Here is a 16,026-nt window from a genome sequence, read left to right as displayed (position 1 = left end):
AAAGCATGTGGTATCCGTTGCAATCCCATTGTCCCGTAGAAATCCGAACATGATCTGAGAATCATGCAACACAGTTACGCATGAAGGTCGGATGGGCCTCGATAGCGGAGTTCGACGCTGTTGGCGGCGTTCGTCCCGGTGACTATGAGCAACCCGCGCCTTTTCGGATTGAGTGGTTCCTCAAGCGAACCGGCTCGTCGACCGTCCGCGGCTTGGAGGATGGTCTCACCGTTCGCAAGGGACACGGCTCGATAGGGAGTCCCGCTACTCGGCTGGTGATCGGGAAGCCACGTCACCGCGGCATCCTCGACTGTGTTGATCCAGGTTCTCTCCGGTGCAGCAGCGCCACGGCTGATGAAATCGACCCAGAGATCGTGCGATGACACGGTCGGCCAGTGCGGGTCGTTCGCATGTTGCCGCACCTCCTCCGAGTTCAGCCACTGGTGAAGCTCCGACACGGTTGTGAAGGTGCCGCGTCCGGCAGCGATGGCGGCGAGGGCACCGGCTCGGGAGGAGAATCCGGCCTGCATGAGCAGCGCGGCGGATCGGTTCAGCGTCCCTGTCTCTAGCGATGCAACTGCGAGCCCGTGCTCATCGGCGAGGAACGCCCAAAGACCGTTGACAGGCTCTTCGTGGGCGGTCGCTCGGACCCGGACCGCTTCCAGCGCCCATGGAAGCCGGTAGGCCAGCGAATCCTCGATGAATTCCAGCGTGTCCGTGACCTCCTCTCCCGCAATCTGCGTGGCATCCTCGCCGCGAAGCCATGCGGCGAGGATGCCTTCCCACTGCGGAGGAAGAGTGCGGGGCGCGAAGGGGTAGATGTCGAATGCGATCCCAGCGAAGCTGGTCAGGGCGTCGATTGCGGCACCGGGGTCGCTGATTCGGATGCCCTCGTCGGCGTCGCGCAGGTGCTGCTCCAAGATGCTGGCGTGCTCATCGAGTTGGCGTCCGGTCTCGAGACCGACCCCGGCAAGGAAGTACCCTCGGCGCTGCGCCGGGGTCGACTGGCTCCAGAGGAAGCGTGCACGCGCGGTCAGGCCGGCTCGAAGCGCTGTCTGAACGGGCTCCTGCCGTCGAGCCAAGCTTCTGGTCCAAAGAGACGAGGCGAGCACGTCATCGAGAGCCCTCTCGATTCCGTCCTCCGCTATCGCGGAGTCGTTGAGCAGACTGAGGAGGGCGTTGTCGAGGCTAGCGAGCTGCGAGCGCCACGCAAATCGGGAGCGCTCGGCTTCCTCCTCGCTCTCGGCGGCGACTTCTGGGTAATCCCACGCCGCTGCGCCGGCGACGTATTCCAGCAGCGAGTCCAGGTCCCGGAGACCGTGCTTGGCCTGCATCCGGGCAAACAGGTTCGCCACCAGTTGCAGTAGGCCGCTTTCCATGTCGCGCAGAGCGGTGTCCTTGACCAACTGCCCCCAGTTCCGCCTCCCTCGGGACACGTCCTTGAAGATTGGGTGGACGACGAGGCCGACGGAGTCTACGAACGCTCTGCCGGCTCTGCCGACGATGTTGCGGAACTCAGACGCCTTGATCAGTTCTCGGTTGCGCCAGAGGCTGTGCATTACGAGCGCGCTGGCTGAGAGATTTAGTCCCTGGGCGAGGGTCGGCGAAGAGACCGTGACCTTCAGCGCCCCTCGCTGCAGCAGCCTTTCGACCTCTCGTCGGTAGGGTGCGGGCAGCGATCCGTGATGAATCGCTACGCCGAGTCTCAGACAGGCGAGGATCGGGTGATCTCGGCCGAACCATTCCTCTCCGATCGTGATGGCCGAGGCGAGGTCGCCCGGATCTCCTTCGAAGACACTTCGCAGTGCTTCCCGTGTATGAAGGTCGACGATGACTCTGGCAAATGCGTTCACCGATAATTTGAGTGGGCAAAAGATCAGGACAGTCTGCCCGTCGTCGACGAGCCGCCAGGCGGTAGCCAGCGTCAGCTCCTGCTGATTCTTGGGGAAGGGCGTCTTCCTGCGACCGATCGGTGGAACTAAGGGTTCGAGGAACCGGGGCACGAAGGGCTCCTCGTCTCCCACGATGATGCTCAGGCGGGCTCGATCGCCTTGCCAGATCACTTCGCCATAGCGAAGCTTCGTCGGCCGCCACGAGCTCGCGATGAGACCGTCGGGCTGGTCATCGGTGAGCCAGTTGACGAAGTCCTCGACTTCATCTCCGTCTGGCAGTATCGCCGAGAGGCAGATGATACGTCTGGTAGCCGCATCCCCACGGCGCAGCAGTCGTTGGATCTGAACTTCGTATCGGACCTCACGTTCATCCGCCCCGATCATGTGCCCCTCGTCGAGGACGACAAGCCCTACGCTGTCGAGGAGTGTTGGGTCGTTGCGCAGGGCGAAGTCGAGCTTCTCGGGAGTAGCGACGACGATGTCCCTCTCTCGCAGCAAATCCTCGTCGGCGCTGCTGGCCCCGATCGCGCCGTATAAGGATGAGACGGTCTTCCCCAGAGGGGTGAAAGTGCGTTGCAGGGCGGTTTCGGTCTGAGCTGACAGCGCCCGCAATGGGGTTACGAACACAACCCGCCGGCCCTCGGCTAGGCATGCGAGGATGCAAAGCTCGGCAATCCGGGTCTTGCCGGCGCTCGTCGGAAGAGACAGCACCAAGTTCTCGCTGGTATTCAGCACCCGCTCTGCTGCGGCGAGCTGCGACGGCCATAGGTCGATCTCCGAGCGTCGCCTCCGGAAGAGGGATGCGATGAACGTCGCACGCAGTTGTGCCCAGTCGCCACCACCACCGTCGGTTGGGGCGTCCGGGAGCAGGCGATGGAAACTGGCCTCCCACAGACCGCGAAGCAGGTGAATCGCAAGTCGATGGCACCACCACTGCGGAACCATGTTCAGTTCGCCGGCGGCTCCTAGACCGACCTGCAGCGTGCTGAGGGCCTCATCCAGCAGCGCTTGCTCGCCCCGTTCGAACGCAAGCAGCGCCATGCTGATCGCACCGACGAACGCGTCCGTCAGTGCGAGGTCGACGACGTCAACGACATCGGTGTCGCCGCTGTCATCAGCCTGGTCCTCATCGCTCGTCGGCTCGAGGAGCCCGCGCAACGTCTCAACCAGGTTGGCGTCTGCTGCCGCGTCCTCGTAGCGGTGGCTCAAGATGAGCGCAGCCAGGGTGTCGAGTTCTCTGCGGATGATGTGGATGAGGGATCGCTCGCCAATCGTGACTTCACCGGAATCGAGCGCTGTCTGAAGCAGCGAGTATGCACGCGCGGAGTAGCCGCCGAGGTGGTAGGCGGCTGCCGCGACGACGCGGTGGAAGCCTCGTTCGCGCGAGTTGGGTCCCCTCGCGATCACTGATTCGATGGCTGTGGCTGCGCCCTCAAAGGCGCGTTGGGCGAGGCTGCGCGATCCATTCGCCTCCACGAGGCGCAGCCCCAGGCTTAGGAGCGAGTAGCCGTAGGAGAGAAGGTCGTAGCTGAGCAGCTGGTCGAATTCGGGCGCGTCCTCTGGCAGGACACCGTCCCGCCAGATCATCGACCGGGCTTCTCCTCGCGCGAGAAGCTGTTCACGAAATCCGGGTGCAGTCGCCTGCCCGATCGCTGCCTCAATCTCATCAACTGTTTCAGGCATCAGCGATCGCCTTGGAGTACACCTTCGCGATGAACGCCTGATGCTTTGAGACCTGCAGACCGACGGCGAGACGCTTTACACGTCCCCGGTACGCTGTCGTATTTGCGCGGAGGAGGGCCCTCGGATCATTACCAGTGAAGGTAAAAAGCAGTTGGACCACCTGCCGTTGACTGATTCCAGAAATTAACTGGGCGTCGTCGATGAGCTCCGCCAACGTGTGCTCACCGAGTTCGTGGAGTCGGTCAGCGACGAAGCTGAGAGCATGAGGTGATGGTCGTCCCCGATCGCGCTTAAGTGCATCATCTGCGTCCGTGACCGTTGCAGTTCCGAGCCTTGCACGGCTCTTTGCCTCACCCTTCAATAGTTCCAGCGTTCCGTTCGTACTCGCGCGCACACCAATCAAATCATCGCCACGCATCGACATCTCGCGGTGGTCCTTCCACCGCAGCCGCTCCACCACTCGAAAGCCCAGTTCAAGCGTTGCGTACTGCGCTCCGATGATCTCTCCGAGGTCGCCCGAGCGGGTGCGCTTGCTTGTAGGAAGCTTTCCCTTCAGGTACTTGGCTGCTTTAGGTTTCCCCAGCTTGGCGAGGATCGTGGCGACGCGATCCGGATCCGTGTATTGGTTTGGGATCTGTGACGCAGCCCAGTCGACTCCCGATCCGATGGTCGCCGATGGGGCAACCATGTGCACCATCGAGTGCCGATTAAGCGGCTCGTGTGTGGAAGTCGTCCACGATGAAAGTGGTGCCATGTCATCAATGGTGCCAGAGGTCTCAGTCTCTGAACTCAATGGTTGACCTTTGGGGCGAGGGGGACGCGAGCTTGCTGCTCAGCTGGCGAAGGGGTGGCAGACGCGGCATGTGGTACTCCAAACGATGGGACGAGCAACCGACCCACCTGGGAGGGGCACTTAACTGGAGGGAGAACGTGCGACGTGCTGCCTGTGGGCCGCGCAAGTTCCCGTGCGGATGGAGCCGCCCGGCGGTAAGCTGGGCATGTGCGACGGCAGCGATCTTGTCGGCGAGAGGGGCTTCGATCGCGAGTGGCACGTAGATGGCACGAGCGGCCATTGGAGTTGGAGGATCCGCAGGATTTCCGCCTCTCATCAGGGAGGACGAGGACTGGGCATCCCGAGAGAACAAGAACTGGGACTTCTGATTTGAAGACCGCGACTTCTCTTCTGGTTCGCATCTGATCCAGACTGAGATGCGAAAGAGCGCCCCGTCTGAACTTATAGGTTCTGACGGGGCGCTCTTTCGTGCTCTGAATTCTGCGGGTGCCTCTCGCGCGCGTTCCGGCTAGGCAGGGCGGTTCAGCGACCGGCGACTGGTCAAGAGGCTCTCTGCGCTCAGCTGGACTCGCGCGCTGCGCGTGCGGAGGCGACGTCGTCGACGATTGCGGCGATATGCTGCATGCTCGCGATCAGCGAGCCGTAGAGGGCCCAGGAGCGTTCAGGGAGGCCGTCATCGTCGGCCATGTTCACCGACAGCGCTTCGAGGCGCTTGAAGATCGGCTCGACTTTCGCATCGGGGTCGGCAATCGATCGACCTGCGTCCCGGACGATGGACGTCCATTGTTCGCGAAAGCGGGTGTCCCATTCGCCGTCTTCATAAGATCCCTCGCGCAGAGTCCGAGTCAGATGGCGCAGATGGGAGATGCCTTCATCCACCCGCTGCAGGATGTTCTCGTAGCTGGCATCCTTTGGCGATATCTGAGTATCCCGAGTTTCGCCCGATGGAGTTCGCTTCCGGCGCAGACGATCACGTGGATTTGCCCGTTGGCTCTCACGGGCGAACTTGACCGACTGCCACGCCGAGTTCAACTCTTGGCTCATCGATTCGGTCTCTTGGAACCAGTCATCGGCATTGGCAGTGTCCCACTCCTCGTCCAGTTCATCTGCCATGTCGACCAACATGTCGCCCATGCGCCTGTTGATACTGTCGACGTACCGTGCTGCCTGCTGATCCCGCAGGGGTGGAATCACAAGGAGGTGGACCACGATGCCGACGGCAATGCCCAAGCAGAGTTCCAAGATGCGTTCCCCAAGCAGAGGCTGTTGACTGTCGAAGCCACTGCCGAGGACGAAGATTCCTGTAGTCGCAATCGCCACGCCTTCATCGCGTATCCAGGGCAGACGCGCAGCGGCGAGCCCGACTAGCAGCGCGAGAGCAAACGTCGGGATGCTCACTCCCAGGTAGTTGCCGATGACGAAGGACAAGGCAACACCGAGAGTTGAGGCGATCGTCGACTGCGCTCCGCGAGACAGTGAGCGGTGGACGGTGGCATGTACTGTCAGCAGCGCCGCCCACGGCGCCAGGAATGGCATCGGCGAGTTCAGGACAGTATCCGACAGCCACCAAGCGGCGGTTGCCGCGATGACGGTCTTGACGATCTGAAGCAGATCGGTCACAAAATCAGGACGCTTGGCCAACAGCGGAACCTTCTGCTGAGTATCTTCCGGCGTGGGTCCTCCCCTTCGAACCGAGTGCATGAAGCCCCAACCCTACAAGAAACGAAGAAGCAACCAACCTGTCGTTGTTCGTACGGGAAGTGTTGTTCGTACAGGAGCGGTAGACCTGAACGAGATGCGGAAACGGGAGAGGTCGACACGGGTGATCGCGGAATCTCAGCGCCCAGCAGATCGGGGACTGCGTGAGTATGACCAACTGTGGGATCTGCTCGACCGAGTGGAGGACCAGCGGCGAACCGCCGTCGACGTCGACGAGCTGACTTCGGAGGTGGAAGGGGTTCTTCGAAACACTGGAGGCCCACTACGACAAGGAGGAGGTCCCCTCTCCGGCGGGCGGCACGATTCTCGAGGACCGCCTCGGCGAGGAGATCTTCGGGAACATGAAATCGCCCGACATTCCGACAGGATGGACCTGTGAAATGTCGGGCAGGAGTCTGACCTCAGCAGTTCTCGCTCTGCTTAAAACCCAGCAGAGAAGAGAATCAGCCGAACGGTCTGAAGCGTCTCCAGACGGCTGTTGCGCTCAGGCAGCAGCCAGCGGCGTGATCTCACGCAGCGATGAACCGGTGAACAGCACGACGCGGCCGGTGATATCACTGATCGTGATCTTTCCGTTGCGGGTGCTGATCTTTGGATCGATCAGTCCTGCATGCTCAATGGCACGCTGGACCCATTGTGGGAACTGAGTCATCGTTCCCTCCCTTCTTGCTTACTTCGTCGAACGGCATGCATCAACGCACGTCATTCTCATTGTTTTCCTGGTGGCGACGGGGTAGTCGCCGAGGTGCAGGCGGCCACCCGAGAAAGTCGGATACGGACCTGCTGAGTGTCACCGTGGTGTGGGTTGATCCTTCACGGTGGGGGATCTGCGATTCGAAGTGAGACAGTGTCCGTGGCGAATCATTTGCAATGTCGAACCTGGATCTGAGCTGTCATCATGAGCGAAGTGTCATCGTGCTCAGTGGATCAGATGGTTCAATGAAGCCGGACGACTTCGAACGCAAGATATAAGCTTAACCGCATCCGGAATGAGAAGTCAAAACGGTGGTGTGGAAAGCCGAAACCGTGTGCAGCAGCACGACGCCAACCGTGTGCAGGAGCACGACGCCAGGAGAAGCCGGGCTGGGGAGCGACGCAGTCTGAGTCTGTCGGGTGAGGGCGTTCAGCGGGAGGACTTGCCCCGGCGCCACCTGATCATGATGATGAGCGCGGTGAGCAGCAGCGCTGCCGCAACCGTCAGCATGCCGGCGGGGAGCAGCTTCTCATTCGAGACGCCGAAGGTCTCTGCCGAAGCCTTGGAACCGGATGCCTCTGCACCTTCGCGCGAGTCCATATCGGTGCCGACGGAGGCAGTGTCTCCGGATGCGGCACCGCCGGCATCGCTGTTGCTTTCCGAGGCCGTCGGAGCAGGACTCGGCGTGATGGTCTGACCAATCGGGATCGTCTGGAGCGACTTGGGATCCTTCTGGGCGAAGTCCCATTCGAGCAGGTCGACCGCGGCTTGGCGGGAGTTGTTGTCGATGCCCAGCAGCGTCGAGACCACACGGTGGCCGTCGCGTTCGGCAACGGCGATATAGGCACCTTTGGCATGGCGGGTGAATCCGTTCTTCAGGCCGAGCCCACCGTTGACCTCGCCGACGATCTTGGTGTGGTTCTGAATCTCATAGCCCTTGAACTTCTTCTTAGTGACCGGGTTCTTGCCACCTGGGAATTTGAAGGTTTCGGTGTCGATGATGCCCATCAGGTAGTCGTCCTCGCACACCGCCCACGCCAGCTTCATCATGTCTGAGACCGTCATGTACTGATTCTTGTCATCGAGGCCCGAGGTGTTCGCTGCGTGAGTGTTCGTCATCCCCAACTCCGCGGCCTTCTCATTCATCAGCGCCACGGCCTTCTCCTGGCCACCGGCGGCCCGGCCGAGCGCGTTCGCGGCATCATTGGCGCTCGACATCAGCATCGCATGGAAGAGCAGATCGACGCTGTACTTGTTCTTCTGCATGAGACCGACCTTGGTGCCGTCGATCTCCATGTCCTCGAATTCTGCCTCGACCTTCTGCTTGGGATCGTCGAGCACGTCGACTAGTGCAAGAGCGGTCAGGAGCTTGATCGTCGAGGCAGGTGCATGCTTCTTATCGATCTCGTGCGCGGCTTGGATTTCGCCCGTGTCCAGGTTTCCCACCAGCCACGCTGTGCCCACTGGTGTCGGTGGCTTCGCTCCATCGCCGAGGTCGGCCGGAGTTTGGTAGACCTTCTCCTGCTTCTCATCCGGTTTGCGATCAGCATGTGAGGTTCCGGGGGAGAGGACCAGCTGAGCGCCGATGAGCAGAAGCGCGAGGCCGGCGCTGACGATGAGACGCATTCCCGTGCCGAACGAACGCGGGGCAGCTGTCGGCGGCGACGCAAAGGCAGGGCGGGTAGAACGCATGCGCACCAGTCTACGACTGCCGGGAAACCGATGTCTTCAGGATTGACCGTGCGAAGACGCACTGTCCAAACGGGAACGCGAAAGGCGGCCGTGCACGAAAGGTGCACGACCGCCTCGGCGATTCAGATGATCAGATCAGAATGCGCGCTGCAGGACTGCCTGCTTCACCTCGGCGATGGCCTTGGTGATTTCGATGCCACGAGGGCAGGCCTCGGTGCAGTTGAAGGTGGTGCGGCAACGCCACACGCCCTCCTTGTCGTTGAGGATCTCCAGGCGCATGTCTCCGCCTTCGTCACGCGAATCGAAGATGAAACGGTGCGCGTTGACGATGGCTGCTGGGCCGAAGTACTGGCCATCGGTCCAGAACACAGGGCACGACGAAGTGCACGCGGCACAGAGGATGCACTTGGTGGTGTCGTCGAAGGCCTCACGTTCCTCGGCCGACTGCAGACGCTCACGCGTCGGCTCGTGGCCGGAGGTGATGAGGAAGGGCATGACCTCACGGTAGGACTGGAAGAAGGGCTCCATGTCGACGATGAGGTCCTTCTCCAGAGGCAGACCCTTGATCGCTTCGATGGTGATCGTCTTGGACGTGTCAAGATCCTTGAGCAGAGTCTTGCAGGCCAGACGGTTGCGGCCGTTGATGCGCATGGCATCGGAGCCGCACACGCCGTGGGCACAGGAGCGGCGGAAGGACAGCGAACCGTCGGTCTCCCACTTGATCTTGTGTAAGGCGTCCAGGACACGGTCGGTGCCGTACATGGTGACCTTGTACTCCTCCCAATGCGCCTCTTCGTCCTGTTCGGGATCGAAGCGTGCGATCTGGAAGGTGCAGTCGAACGACGGGATCGAACCGCTGTCACCGGCCACGTGGTCGGGCAGGTCGATCTTCGAGGCCGGCTCCGGGGTTTCGGTTGAGGTATCGGTGCTCATCAGTACTTACGCTCCATCGGCTGGTAACGGGTGACGATGACGGGCTTCGTCTCCAGACGCATGCCCTTGATGCCGTCGGTCTCGGAATCAGGATCGAGGTACGTCATCGTGTGATGCATGAATCCTTCGTCGTCACGATCCGGGAAGTCCTCCCGGAAGTGCCCACCGCGTGATTCCTTACGGTGGATGGCGGCGACGGAGATGACCTCGGCGAGTTCGAGCAGGAAGTTCAGCTCGACAGCCTCAAGGAGGTCCAGGTTGAAGCGCTTGCCGCGGTCTTGGATGCCGACGTTGCTGTAACGTTCACGCAGTTTCGCGATCTCGTCGAGCGCTTCGCGCAGGGTCTCATCGGTGCGGAAGACCTGGACGTTGGCGTCCATGAGCTCCTGCAGATCCTTGCGAATGGCACCAATGCGTTCGGTGCCGTCCGAGGTCCGCATCTTCTCGAGCAGTGCGACGGTGTCGTTCTCGGCAGCCTCTGGCAGCTCGACGAAGTCAGCGGTCTTCGAATACTCCGCGGCGGCGATGCCGGCGCGCTTGCCGAAGACGTTGATGTCAAGCAGAGAGTTCGTGCCCAGGCGGTTCGAGCCGTGCACGGACACGCAGGCGACCTCACCGGCGGCGAAGAGGCCGGGGATGACGTTGTCGTTGTCAGCCAGCACCTCGGCGCCGATGTTGGTCGGAATGCCGCCCATGGCGTAGTGCGCGGTCGGGAAGACCGGCACGGGCTCCGTGTAGGGCTCCACACCGAGGTAGGTGCGGGCGAACTCGGTGATGTCAGGCAGCTTCGCATCGATGTGCGCGGGCTCGAGGTGAGTGAGGTCGAGCAGGACATAGTCCTTGTTCGGGCCACAGCCGCGACCTTCGCGCACCTCGTTGGCCATGGAACGAGCCACAATGTCACGAGGAGCAAGGTCCTTGATCGTCGGGGCGTAGCGCTCCATGAAGCGCTCACCCTCGGAGTTGCGCAGGATCGCACCTTCACCGCGGGCGGCCTCGGAGAGCAGGATGCCCAGACCGGCCAGACCGGTCGGGTGGAACTGGAAGAACTCCATGTCCTCGAGCGGGATGCCCCGGTTGTAGGCCACGGCCATGCCGTCACCGGTCAGGGTGTGCGCGTTCGAGGTGGTCTTGAAGACCTTGCCCACGCCGCCGGTGGCAAAGACGACCGACTTGGCCTGGAACAGGTGGATCTCGCCAGTTGCCAGTTCGTAGGCGACGACACCCGCCGGACGCCGGACCCCGTCGACCTCGGTCATGGCCAGGTCGAGGACGTAGAACTCGTTGTAGAACTCGACGCCGTGCTTGACGCAGTTCTGGTAGAGAGTCTGGAGGATCATGTGTCCGGTGCGGTCAGCCGCGTAGCAGGAGCGACGGACCGGGGACTTGCCGTGGTCACGGGTGTGACCACCGAAGCGACGCTGATCGATCTTGCCTTCGGGGGTCCTGTTGAAGGGCAGCCCCATCTTCTCAAGATCGAGGACGGCGTCGATGGCTTCCTTGGCCATCACCTCGGCGGCGTCCTGGTCAACCAGGTAGTCACCGCCCTTGACGGTGTCGAAGGTGTGCCATTCCCAGTTGTCCTCTTCCACGTTCGCCAGTGCGGCGCACATGCCGCCCTGGGCCGCACCGGTGTGCGAGCGGGTGGGGTAGAGCTTGGTCAGGACTGCGGTTCGGGCGCGCTGGCCCGATTCGATCGCTGCACGCATCCCGGCGCCACCGGCACCGACGATGATGACGTCGTATTGATGTACCTGCATGTTTCTCCTTCTATGCGGCCGAGCAGAACGACGCCAGCAATGCGGGGTCGGCTCCGGCCGGGCAGGGATCGAATGTGAAGATGACGAGCGTGCCGAGCACGATGACGATGACCGAGGCGAGGTAGAGGATCACCTGGAGAGCCATCCTGGTGCCGGGCTTCTCGGCATAGTCCATGATGATGGTGCGCAGGCCGTTGGTGCCGTGCAGCATTGCCAGCCACAGCATCAGCAGATCCCAGATCTGCCAGAACGGGCTGGCCCATTTGCCGGCCACGAACCCGAAGTCAATGGCCTGGACGCCTTCTCCGACCCACAGGTTCACGAAGAGGTGACCGAAGATGAGGATGACGAGGACGACGCCGGAGATGCGCATGAACAGCCACGCGAACATCTCGAACTTCGAACGTGTTGATTTGTGGCGCGAGTAGCCGGTGCGCGGAGCCGGGATCGATGTTGTGCTCATGTCATCCTCCGAACGTGTGCATCAGCTGGCGGGGGATGAAGGCGATCATGATGATGAGCCATACGACGATGACTCCCCAGAACAGCTTCTTCTGATTTTTCGGTCCACTCTTGGAGAAGTCGACGAGAATGACGCGAAGGCCGTTGAACGCATGGAATGCGATTGCGGCAACGAGTGCGATCTCGCCGATGGCCATGAACGGGGTCTTGTAAGTTCCGATCACGGCATTGTAGGCCTCGGGTGAGACGCGAACGAGTGCAGTATCGAGCACGTGGACCAACAGAAAGAAGAAGATTCCGACGCCTGTGACGCGATGCGCGACCCAGGACCACATTCCTTCATTTCCTCGGTACAGAGTACCCGTAGACGCTTTGGCCACGGAGCATCCTCCATCTTGGATTAATCGACTGTGTACATCAAGAAACTACGCCGAACGCCGCCTGGTTGCCAGTCGAGCCACATCTGAGCGCGGTGGATCACATTAAGTTTCTGGCAGTTCCCTCACCGCCGTCATTCTCGGATGCGGCGGAGTTCAATTACATCATAAGCGTATGTGGTAATTTTTCGCTCTGCCGGGCCGAACTGGTGAGTCGGGATCGTGGCCGAAGGTGGCCGGCTTTCCTCCGGTTCTCCTCACCCCGACACGGCGGACAGCATCGGTCAGTCAGTGCCCGAACTTTGAGACACTGATGATGTGAACACTCACTTCCACGCAATCATCCCCGCCGGCGGATCCGGGACGCGGCTCTGGCCGCTCTCCCGTAAGGCATCGCCGAAGTTCCTCCACGACGTCTTGGGCACGGGCCGGAGTCTGATCCAGTCCACCTGGGATCGGGTCGCACCGCTCGTGGGACCCGAGAGCGTGTGGGTCGTGACGGGGGAGAGCCACCGCGACCAGGTCGCCGAACAGCTTCCCGAGATGTCGGTGCACAAGATCCTTGCCGAACCGTCTCCGAAGGACTCGGCCGCCGCGATCGGTCTCGCGACAATGCTCATCGCACAGGAGGACCCGGACGCGATCGTCGGCTCGTTCTCCGCAGACCATTCGATCACCAACGTCGACGAATTCCGGCTGGTCATCGACCAGGCCTGCGCTGCCGCCGAGACCGGCGACATCGTCACAGTCGGCATCATGCCCCGCAATCCCGCCACCGCCTATGGCTACATCGAGACCGGTGAGCTGCTGGGCCTCGACGGCGCACCGACCGCGCGACGTGCCATGGCCTTTGCCGAAAAGCCGGCTGCGAGCACGGCACGTGCCTACGTCAACTCAGGTCGTTACCGCTGGAACGCCGGCATGTTCATCGCCAGGGCCTCGGCTCTCCTCGAGGTCCTCGAAACCGAGGATCCGACCTTGTATGCGGGTCTGTCGCGCATCGCCGAGGCCTGGGGGACCGATGCTCAGTCAGAGGTGCTCGCCGAGGTGTGGCCCGGCTTGGAGAAGCGCGCCATCGATTACGTCGTCGCAGAGCCCGCTGCCGCGGCCGGTCGTGTCATCGTCATCCCCGGCGACTTCGGTTGGGATGACGTCGGCGACTTCGACTCGGTGGCCCGCCTGCGCCAGCCTGTGCCCGGAGAGCCCGCTGGGGTCATCTCGATCGGTCGAAACTGCGACCTCCTCGAAATCGACGCCTCAGGGGTCGTCTTCTCCGAATCCGAGCACCCGCGCACGGTGGCGATCGTCGGTCTCGATGACCTCGTCGTCGTCGACACCGACGATGTCCTGCTCATCACCTCCCGCTCCCATGCTCAGGATGTGAAGAAGGCAGTCTCTGCTGCCGGTGAACGCGGACTCGACGACCTGCTGTAGGCAGGCGGTGAATTCGGTCTCCGCGCCGGGAGCTCATGCGATCTCCGAAACTTCAGTCCTCGGCGGAGTGTGTCGAATTTGGTCGCAGCGTGCCCACACGTGACGCTGAGTGTTTAACATTGCAGTCAATGTCTCAGATATCCGAACCGCGCCCCGACGGTGTCGCGCTCCCAAAAGGACCAGACGTGATCAGCTCGAGAATTGCAGAGATCGGTGCAGAACTCATCGATTTCCGCCGCGATATCCACGCGCACCCGGAACTGTCCTTCCAGGAGTTCGACACCACGGACAAGATCGTCCGACGCCTTGAGGCAGCCGGCCTGACACCTCGGCGTCTCGACGGCACCGGTGTTGTCTGCGAGGTCGGTGACGGTCCCATCGCGCTGGGCCTGCGTGCCGACATCGACGCTCTGCCCATCGATGACCTCATCGACGCGGACTTCGCCTCGAGCGTGCCCGGCGTGGCCCATGCCTGCGGCCACGATGTGCACCTGACCGGACTCATCGGCGCCGGCATCGCTCTGCAGAGACTCCACGAATCCACTCCCGGCGGGCTCGGAGGGCGGGTGCGACTGATCTTCCAGCCCGGCGAGGAAGTCACCCCAGGCGGGGCGCTGCGCGTCATCTCCCAGGGCGTGCTCGACGACGTGCCTGAGGTCTACGCCGTCCACTGCGACCCCAACGTCGACGTCGGGCGGATCGGATCCCGCATCGGCGCCATCACCGCGGCCGGCGACACCGTCATCATCCGTCTGTCCGGTCACGGCGGACATACCTCTCGACCCCACCTGACCGAGGACCTCGTCTACGCGCTGGGCAAACTGGCCACCGATCTGCCCTCGACGCTGGGCCGACTCATCGACCCGCGCCACGCGATCTCCCTCGTGTGGGGCGAGATCAGCGCCGGTCACGCGGCAAACGTGGTGCCCAGCGAGGGGATCCTGCGCGGAACCCTGCGCTGCCTCGACGTCGACGGTTGGAACCAGGTCGCCGAGGTGCTCCCCGCGTTGGTCGAGAGGATCGCCGGCCCGTACGGGGTCGAGGTCGACCTCGACCATCGCCGAGGTGTTCCGCCGGTGGTCAACACCGAAGACCAGGTCGCGCTCATCGAATCCGCAGTCCGTGGCGAACTCGGTGAGAACTCCGTCCAGCTGACCCCGCAGTCGATGGGCGGGGAGGACTTCGCCTGGTACCTCACACACTGTCCCGGAGCACTGGTGCGCATGGGCACCCGCACCCCCGGGGGAAAGACGTACGACATCCACCAGGGCGACCTGCTCATCGATGAAGACAGCGTCGGGATCGCTGCCCGCATCTTCACCGCAACCGCGCTGAAGGTTCTGCAGCGAAACTAGCCTCGAATCACAACCTGCAGGGCGGGAGCGCAGCCGCCGCATCGGGGACTCAGACAGAACCGATAATCTTGGAGACATGAGAGTGAAGGTCATGAGCACGGTGCTGGGCGCCGGCTTCAGCGCATTGAGCCTGGTAGCACTGAGCGCCTGCTCGGTGACGGCTCCCGAGCCCGTCGAAGACGCCACACTCGGGTGCATGATCTCGGCGCCCGCAGGATTCGACGACCACTCGGCCGGGGCGCTCACCCTGGCGGAGACGGAATTGGCGCGTTCGGCGGGACTGTTCTCCGCGACCTCGAGTCAACGAGTCTCGAACTCATCGGCCACCTCGGCGGCACTGACGAGGATGAGCGATCAGGACTGCGCACTGACCACGGTGCTCGGCCCCGGCGGGGCCGACGAACTCGCAGACCACGCCAAGAGCAATCCTGACGAGATCTACCTGGGGGTCGCAAGCGGGCACACAGACTTCCCGGACAATGTCCTCACCATCGACTTCGACCTCGTGCCTCCGGCCTTCATCGCCGGCTACATCGCAGCGACCGCGAGCGAAACCGGCGAAGTCGGGGCGCTCGTGTCGCAGGGGTTCCCGCAGGCGGAGAAGATCCTCGCCGCGTTCGACGCCGGAGTCGACCTCTACAACGACGAAGCCGACGAGGACGTCGACGAGGTGAAGTCCTTCCGCGAGTCCGCGGTCGATGGCCGAACCGTGGCAGACACCAGTGAGGACGGACAGGCATTCTTCGCATCGGCCCATGACTCCGACGTCGATGTCGTCGTGCCCTTCGGATCGGCGGCGGCGATGGGCGTGGTCACTGCCGCGACGGACGAACTGGCGTCGCTGCGCACGCACGAGTCCAAAGATGAGGGCGACGAGGAGAAGGTCCTGCCGAAGATCATCTGGTACGGAGCGTCCGGGGCATTTCGCAACACGATCATTGCCACGATCGAGCCGAACATCCGCCGAGGCCTGCGCAGCATGTTTGCCGAATGGCCGCAGAGCAAGAACCCCGATGAGGTCGCCAAGGCGTCGAAGGATGATCCCGTCGACAGGGGCGGGTTCCTCGTCACCGACCGTCACTACAAGGGCACGATCGACAACGGCGGGGTGGGAATCGCTGCCGAAGACGGGTTCCTCAGCCGCGTCTCCGATGCGGGCCGCAGCATCACCGATCTGCGTGAGCGGATCAAGAGCGGTGAGGTCGATCCGAAGAACTCCTGAATCGTCGGAA

The 16,026-nt window shown here is 62.5% G+C and carries 12 protein-coding genes; 3 read left to right on the top strand and 9 right to left on the bottom strand.

Annotated elements, in window-relative coordinates:
• Positions 1–74 precede the first annotated feature (74 nt).
• The 9 genes from AAFP32_RS11735 to sdhC form a co-directional block, all read right to left on the bottom strand.
• A complete protein-coding gene (locus AAFP32_RS11735; protein ID WP_350269279.1) occupies positions 75–3,575 on the bottom strand; it encodes a DEAD/DEAH box helicase in 3,501 nt (1,166 codons plus the stop codon).
• On the bottom strand, positions 3,568–4,329 hold the full coding sequence (locus AAFP32_RS11730; RefSeq protein ID WP_025388055.1) for a Hachiman antiphage defense system protein HamA: 762 nt from the start codon (positions 4,327–4,329) through the stop codon (positions 3,568–3,570). The genes AAFP32_RS11735 and AAFP32_RS11730 overlap by 8 nt, the downstream gene beginning before the upstream one ends.
• Before the next feature lie 597 nt (positions 4,330–4,926).
• Positions 4,927–5,988: an FUSC family protein gene (locus tag AAFP32_RS11725; RefSeq protein ID WP_350269278.1), complete on the bottom strand. Its 1,062-nt coding sequence runs from the start codon at positions 5,986–5,988 to the stop codon at positions 4,927–4,929.
• Between the two features lie 583 nt (positions 5,989–6,571).
• Complete coding sequence (locus AAFP32_RS11720) at positions 6,572–6,739, bottom strand: hypothetical protein (RefSeq protein ID WP_167389410.1); 168 nt, start codon at positions 6,737–6,739, stop codon at positions 6,572–6,574.
• Positions 6,740–7,210: 471 nt separating this feature from the next.
• Positions 7,211–8,473 carry a D-alanyl-D-alanine carboxypeptidase family protein gene (locus AAFP32_RS11715; protein ID WP_350269277.1) on the bottom strand — a complete coding sequence of 421 codons (1,263 nt, stop codon included), beginning with the start codon at positions 8,471–8,473 and terminating at the stop codon, positions 7,211–7,213.
• A gap of 135 nt (positions 8,474–8,608) precedes the next feature.
• Positions 8,609–9,406, bottom strand: coding sequence for a succinate dehydrogenase iron-sulfur subunit (locus tag AAFP32_RS11710; RefSeq protein ID WP_101619570.1), 798 nt, complete (start codon positions 9,404–9,406; stop codon positions 8,609–8,611).
• Positions 9,406–11,166, bottom strand: coding sequence for a succinate dehydrogenase flavoprotein subunit (gene sdhA / locus AAFP32_RS11705; protein WP_101619571.1), 1,761 nt, complete (start codon positions 11,164–11,166; stop codon positions 9,406–9,408). The genes AAFP32_RS11710 and sdhA overlap by 1 nt, the downstream gene beginning before the upstream one ends.
• 10 nt (positions 11,167–11,176) lie before the next feature.
• Positions 11,177–11,629, bottom strand: coding sequence for a succinate dehydrogenase hydrophobic membrane anchor subunit (locus AAFP32_RS11700; protein WP_101619572.1), 453 nt, complete (start codon positions 11,627–11,629; stop codon positions 11,177–11,179).
• Position 11,630: 1 nt separating this feature from the next.
• Positions 11,631–12,008, bottom strand: coding sequence for a succinate dehydrogenase, cytochrome b556 subunit (gene sdhC / locus AAFP32_RS11695; protein WP_035279682.1), 378 nt, complete (start codon positions 12,006–12,008; stop codon positions 11,631–11,633).
• Positions 12,009–12,323: 315 nt separating this feature from the next.
• Between sdhC and AAFP32_RS11690 the strand changes: the two genes are divergently transcribed.
• From AAFP32_RS11690 to AAFP32_RS11680, 3 genes are all read left to right on the top strand, one after another.
• A complete protein-coding gene (locus AAFP32_RS11690) occupies positions 12,324–13,439 on the top strand; it encodes a mannose-1-phosphate guanylyltransferase (protein WP_350269276.1) in 1,116 nt (371 codons plus the stop codon).
• A 185-nt stretch (positions 13,440–13,624) separates the two neighbouring features.
• Entirely contained in the window at positions 13,625–14,794 is a 1,170-nt protein-coding gene (locus AAFP32_RS11685) for an amidohydrolase (RefSeq protein WP_101641766.1), read from the top strand.
• Between the two features lie 76 nt (positions 14,795–14,870).
• Complete coding sequence (locus AAFP32_RS11680; protein WP_233430389.1) at positions 14,871–16,016, top strand: BMP family lipoprotein; 1,146 nt, start codon at positions 14,871–14,873, stop codon at positions 16,014–16,016.
• Positions 16,017–16,026: the final 10 nt, after the last annotated feature.

It is taken from the genome of Brevibacterium sp. CBA3109 (genome assembly GCF_040256645.1).
GTDB classification, from domain to species: Bacteria; Actinomycetota; Actinomycetes; order Actinomycetales; family Brevibacteriaceae; genus Brevibacterium; species Brevibacterium koreense.
Note: the sequence above shows the minus strand (reverse complement) of the source record. Positions and strands in the feature narration are given on the sequence as shown.

What these genes read in the sequence shown, in the direction of transcription:
- AAFP32_RS11735 (WP_350269279.1), bottom strand. Translation starts at nt 3,575, where the DNA reads ATGCCTGAAACAGTTGATGAGATTGAGGCAGCGATCGGGCAGGCGACT.
- AAFP32_RS11730 (WP_025388055.1), bottom strand. Translation starts at nt 4,329, where the DNA reads ATGGCACCACTTTCATCGTGGACGACTTCCACACACGAGCCGCTTAAT.
- AAFP32_RS11720 (WP_167389410.1), bottom strand. Translation starts at nt 6,739, where the DNA reads ATGACTCAGTTCCCACAATGGGTCCAGCGTGCCATTGAGCATGCAGGA.
- AAFP32_RS11715 (WP_350269277.1), bottom strand. Translation starts at nt 8,473, where the DNA reads ATGCGTTCTACCCGCCCTGCCTTTGCGTCGCCGCCGACAGCTGCCCCG.
- AAFP32_RS11710 (WP_101619570.1), bottom strand. Translation starts at nt 9,406, where the DNA reads ATGAGCACCGATACCTCAACCGAAACCCCGGAGCCGGCCTCGAAGATC.
- sdhA (WP_101619571.1), bottom strand. Translation starts at nt 11,166, where the DNA reads ATGCAGGTACATCAATACGACGTCATCATCGTCGGTGCCGGTGGCGCC.
- AAFP32_RS11700 (WP_101619572.1), bottom strand. Translation starts at nt 11,629, where the DNA reads ATGAGCACAACATCGATCCCGGCTCCGCGCACCGGCTACTCGCGCCAC.
- AAFP32_RS11680 (WP_233430389.1), top strand. Translation starts at nt 14,871, where the DNA reads ATGAGAGTGAAGGTCATGAGCACGGTGCTGGGCGCCGGCTTCAGCGCA.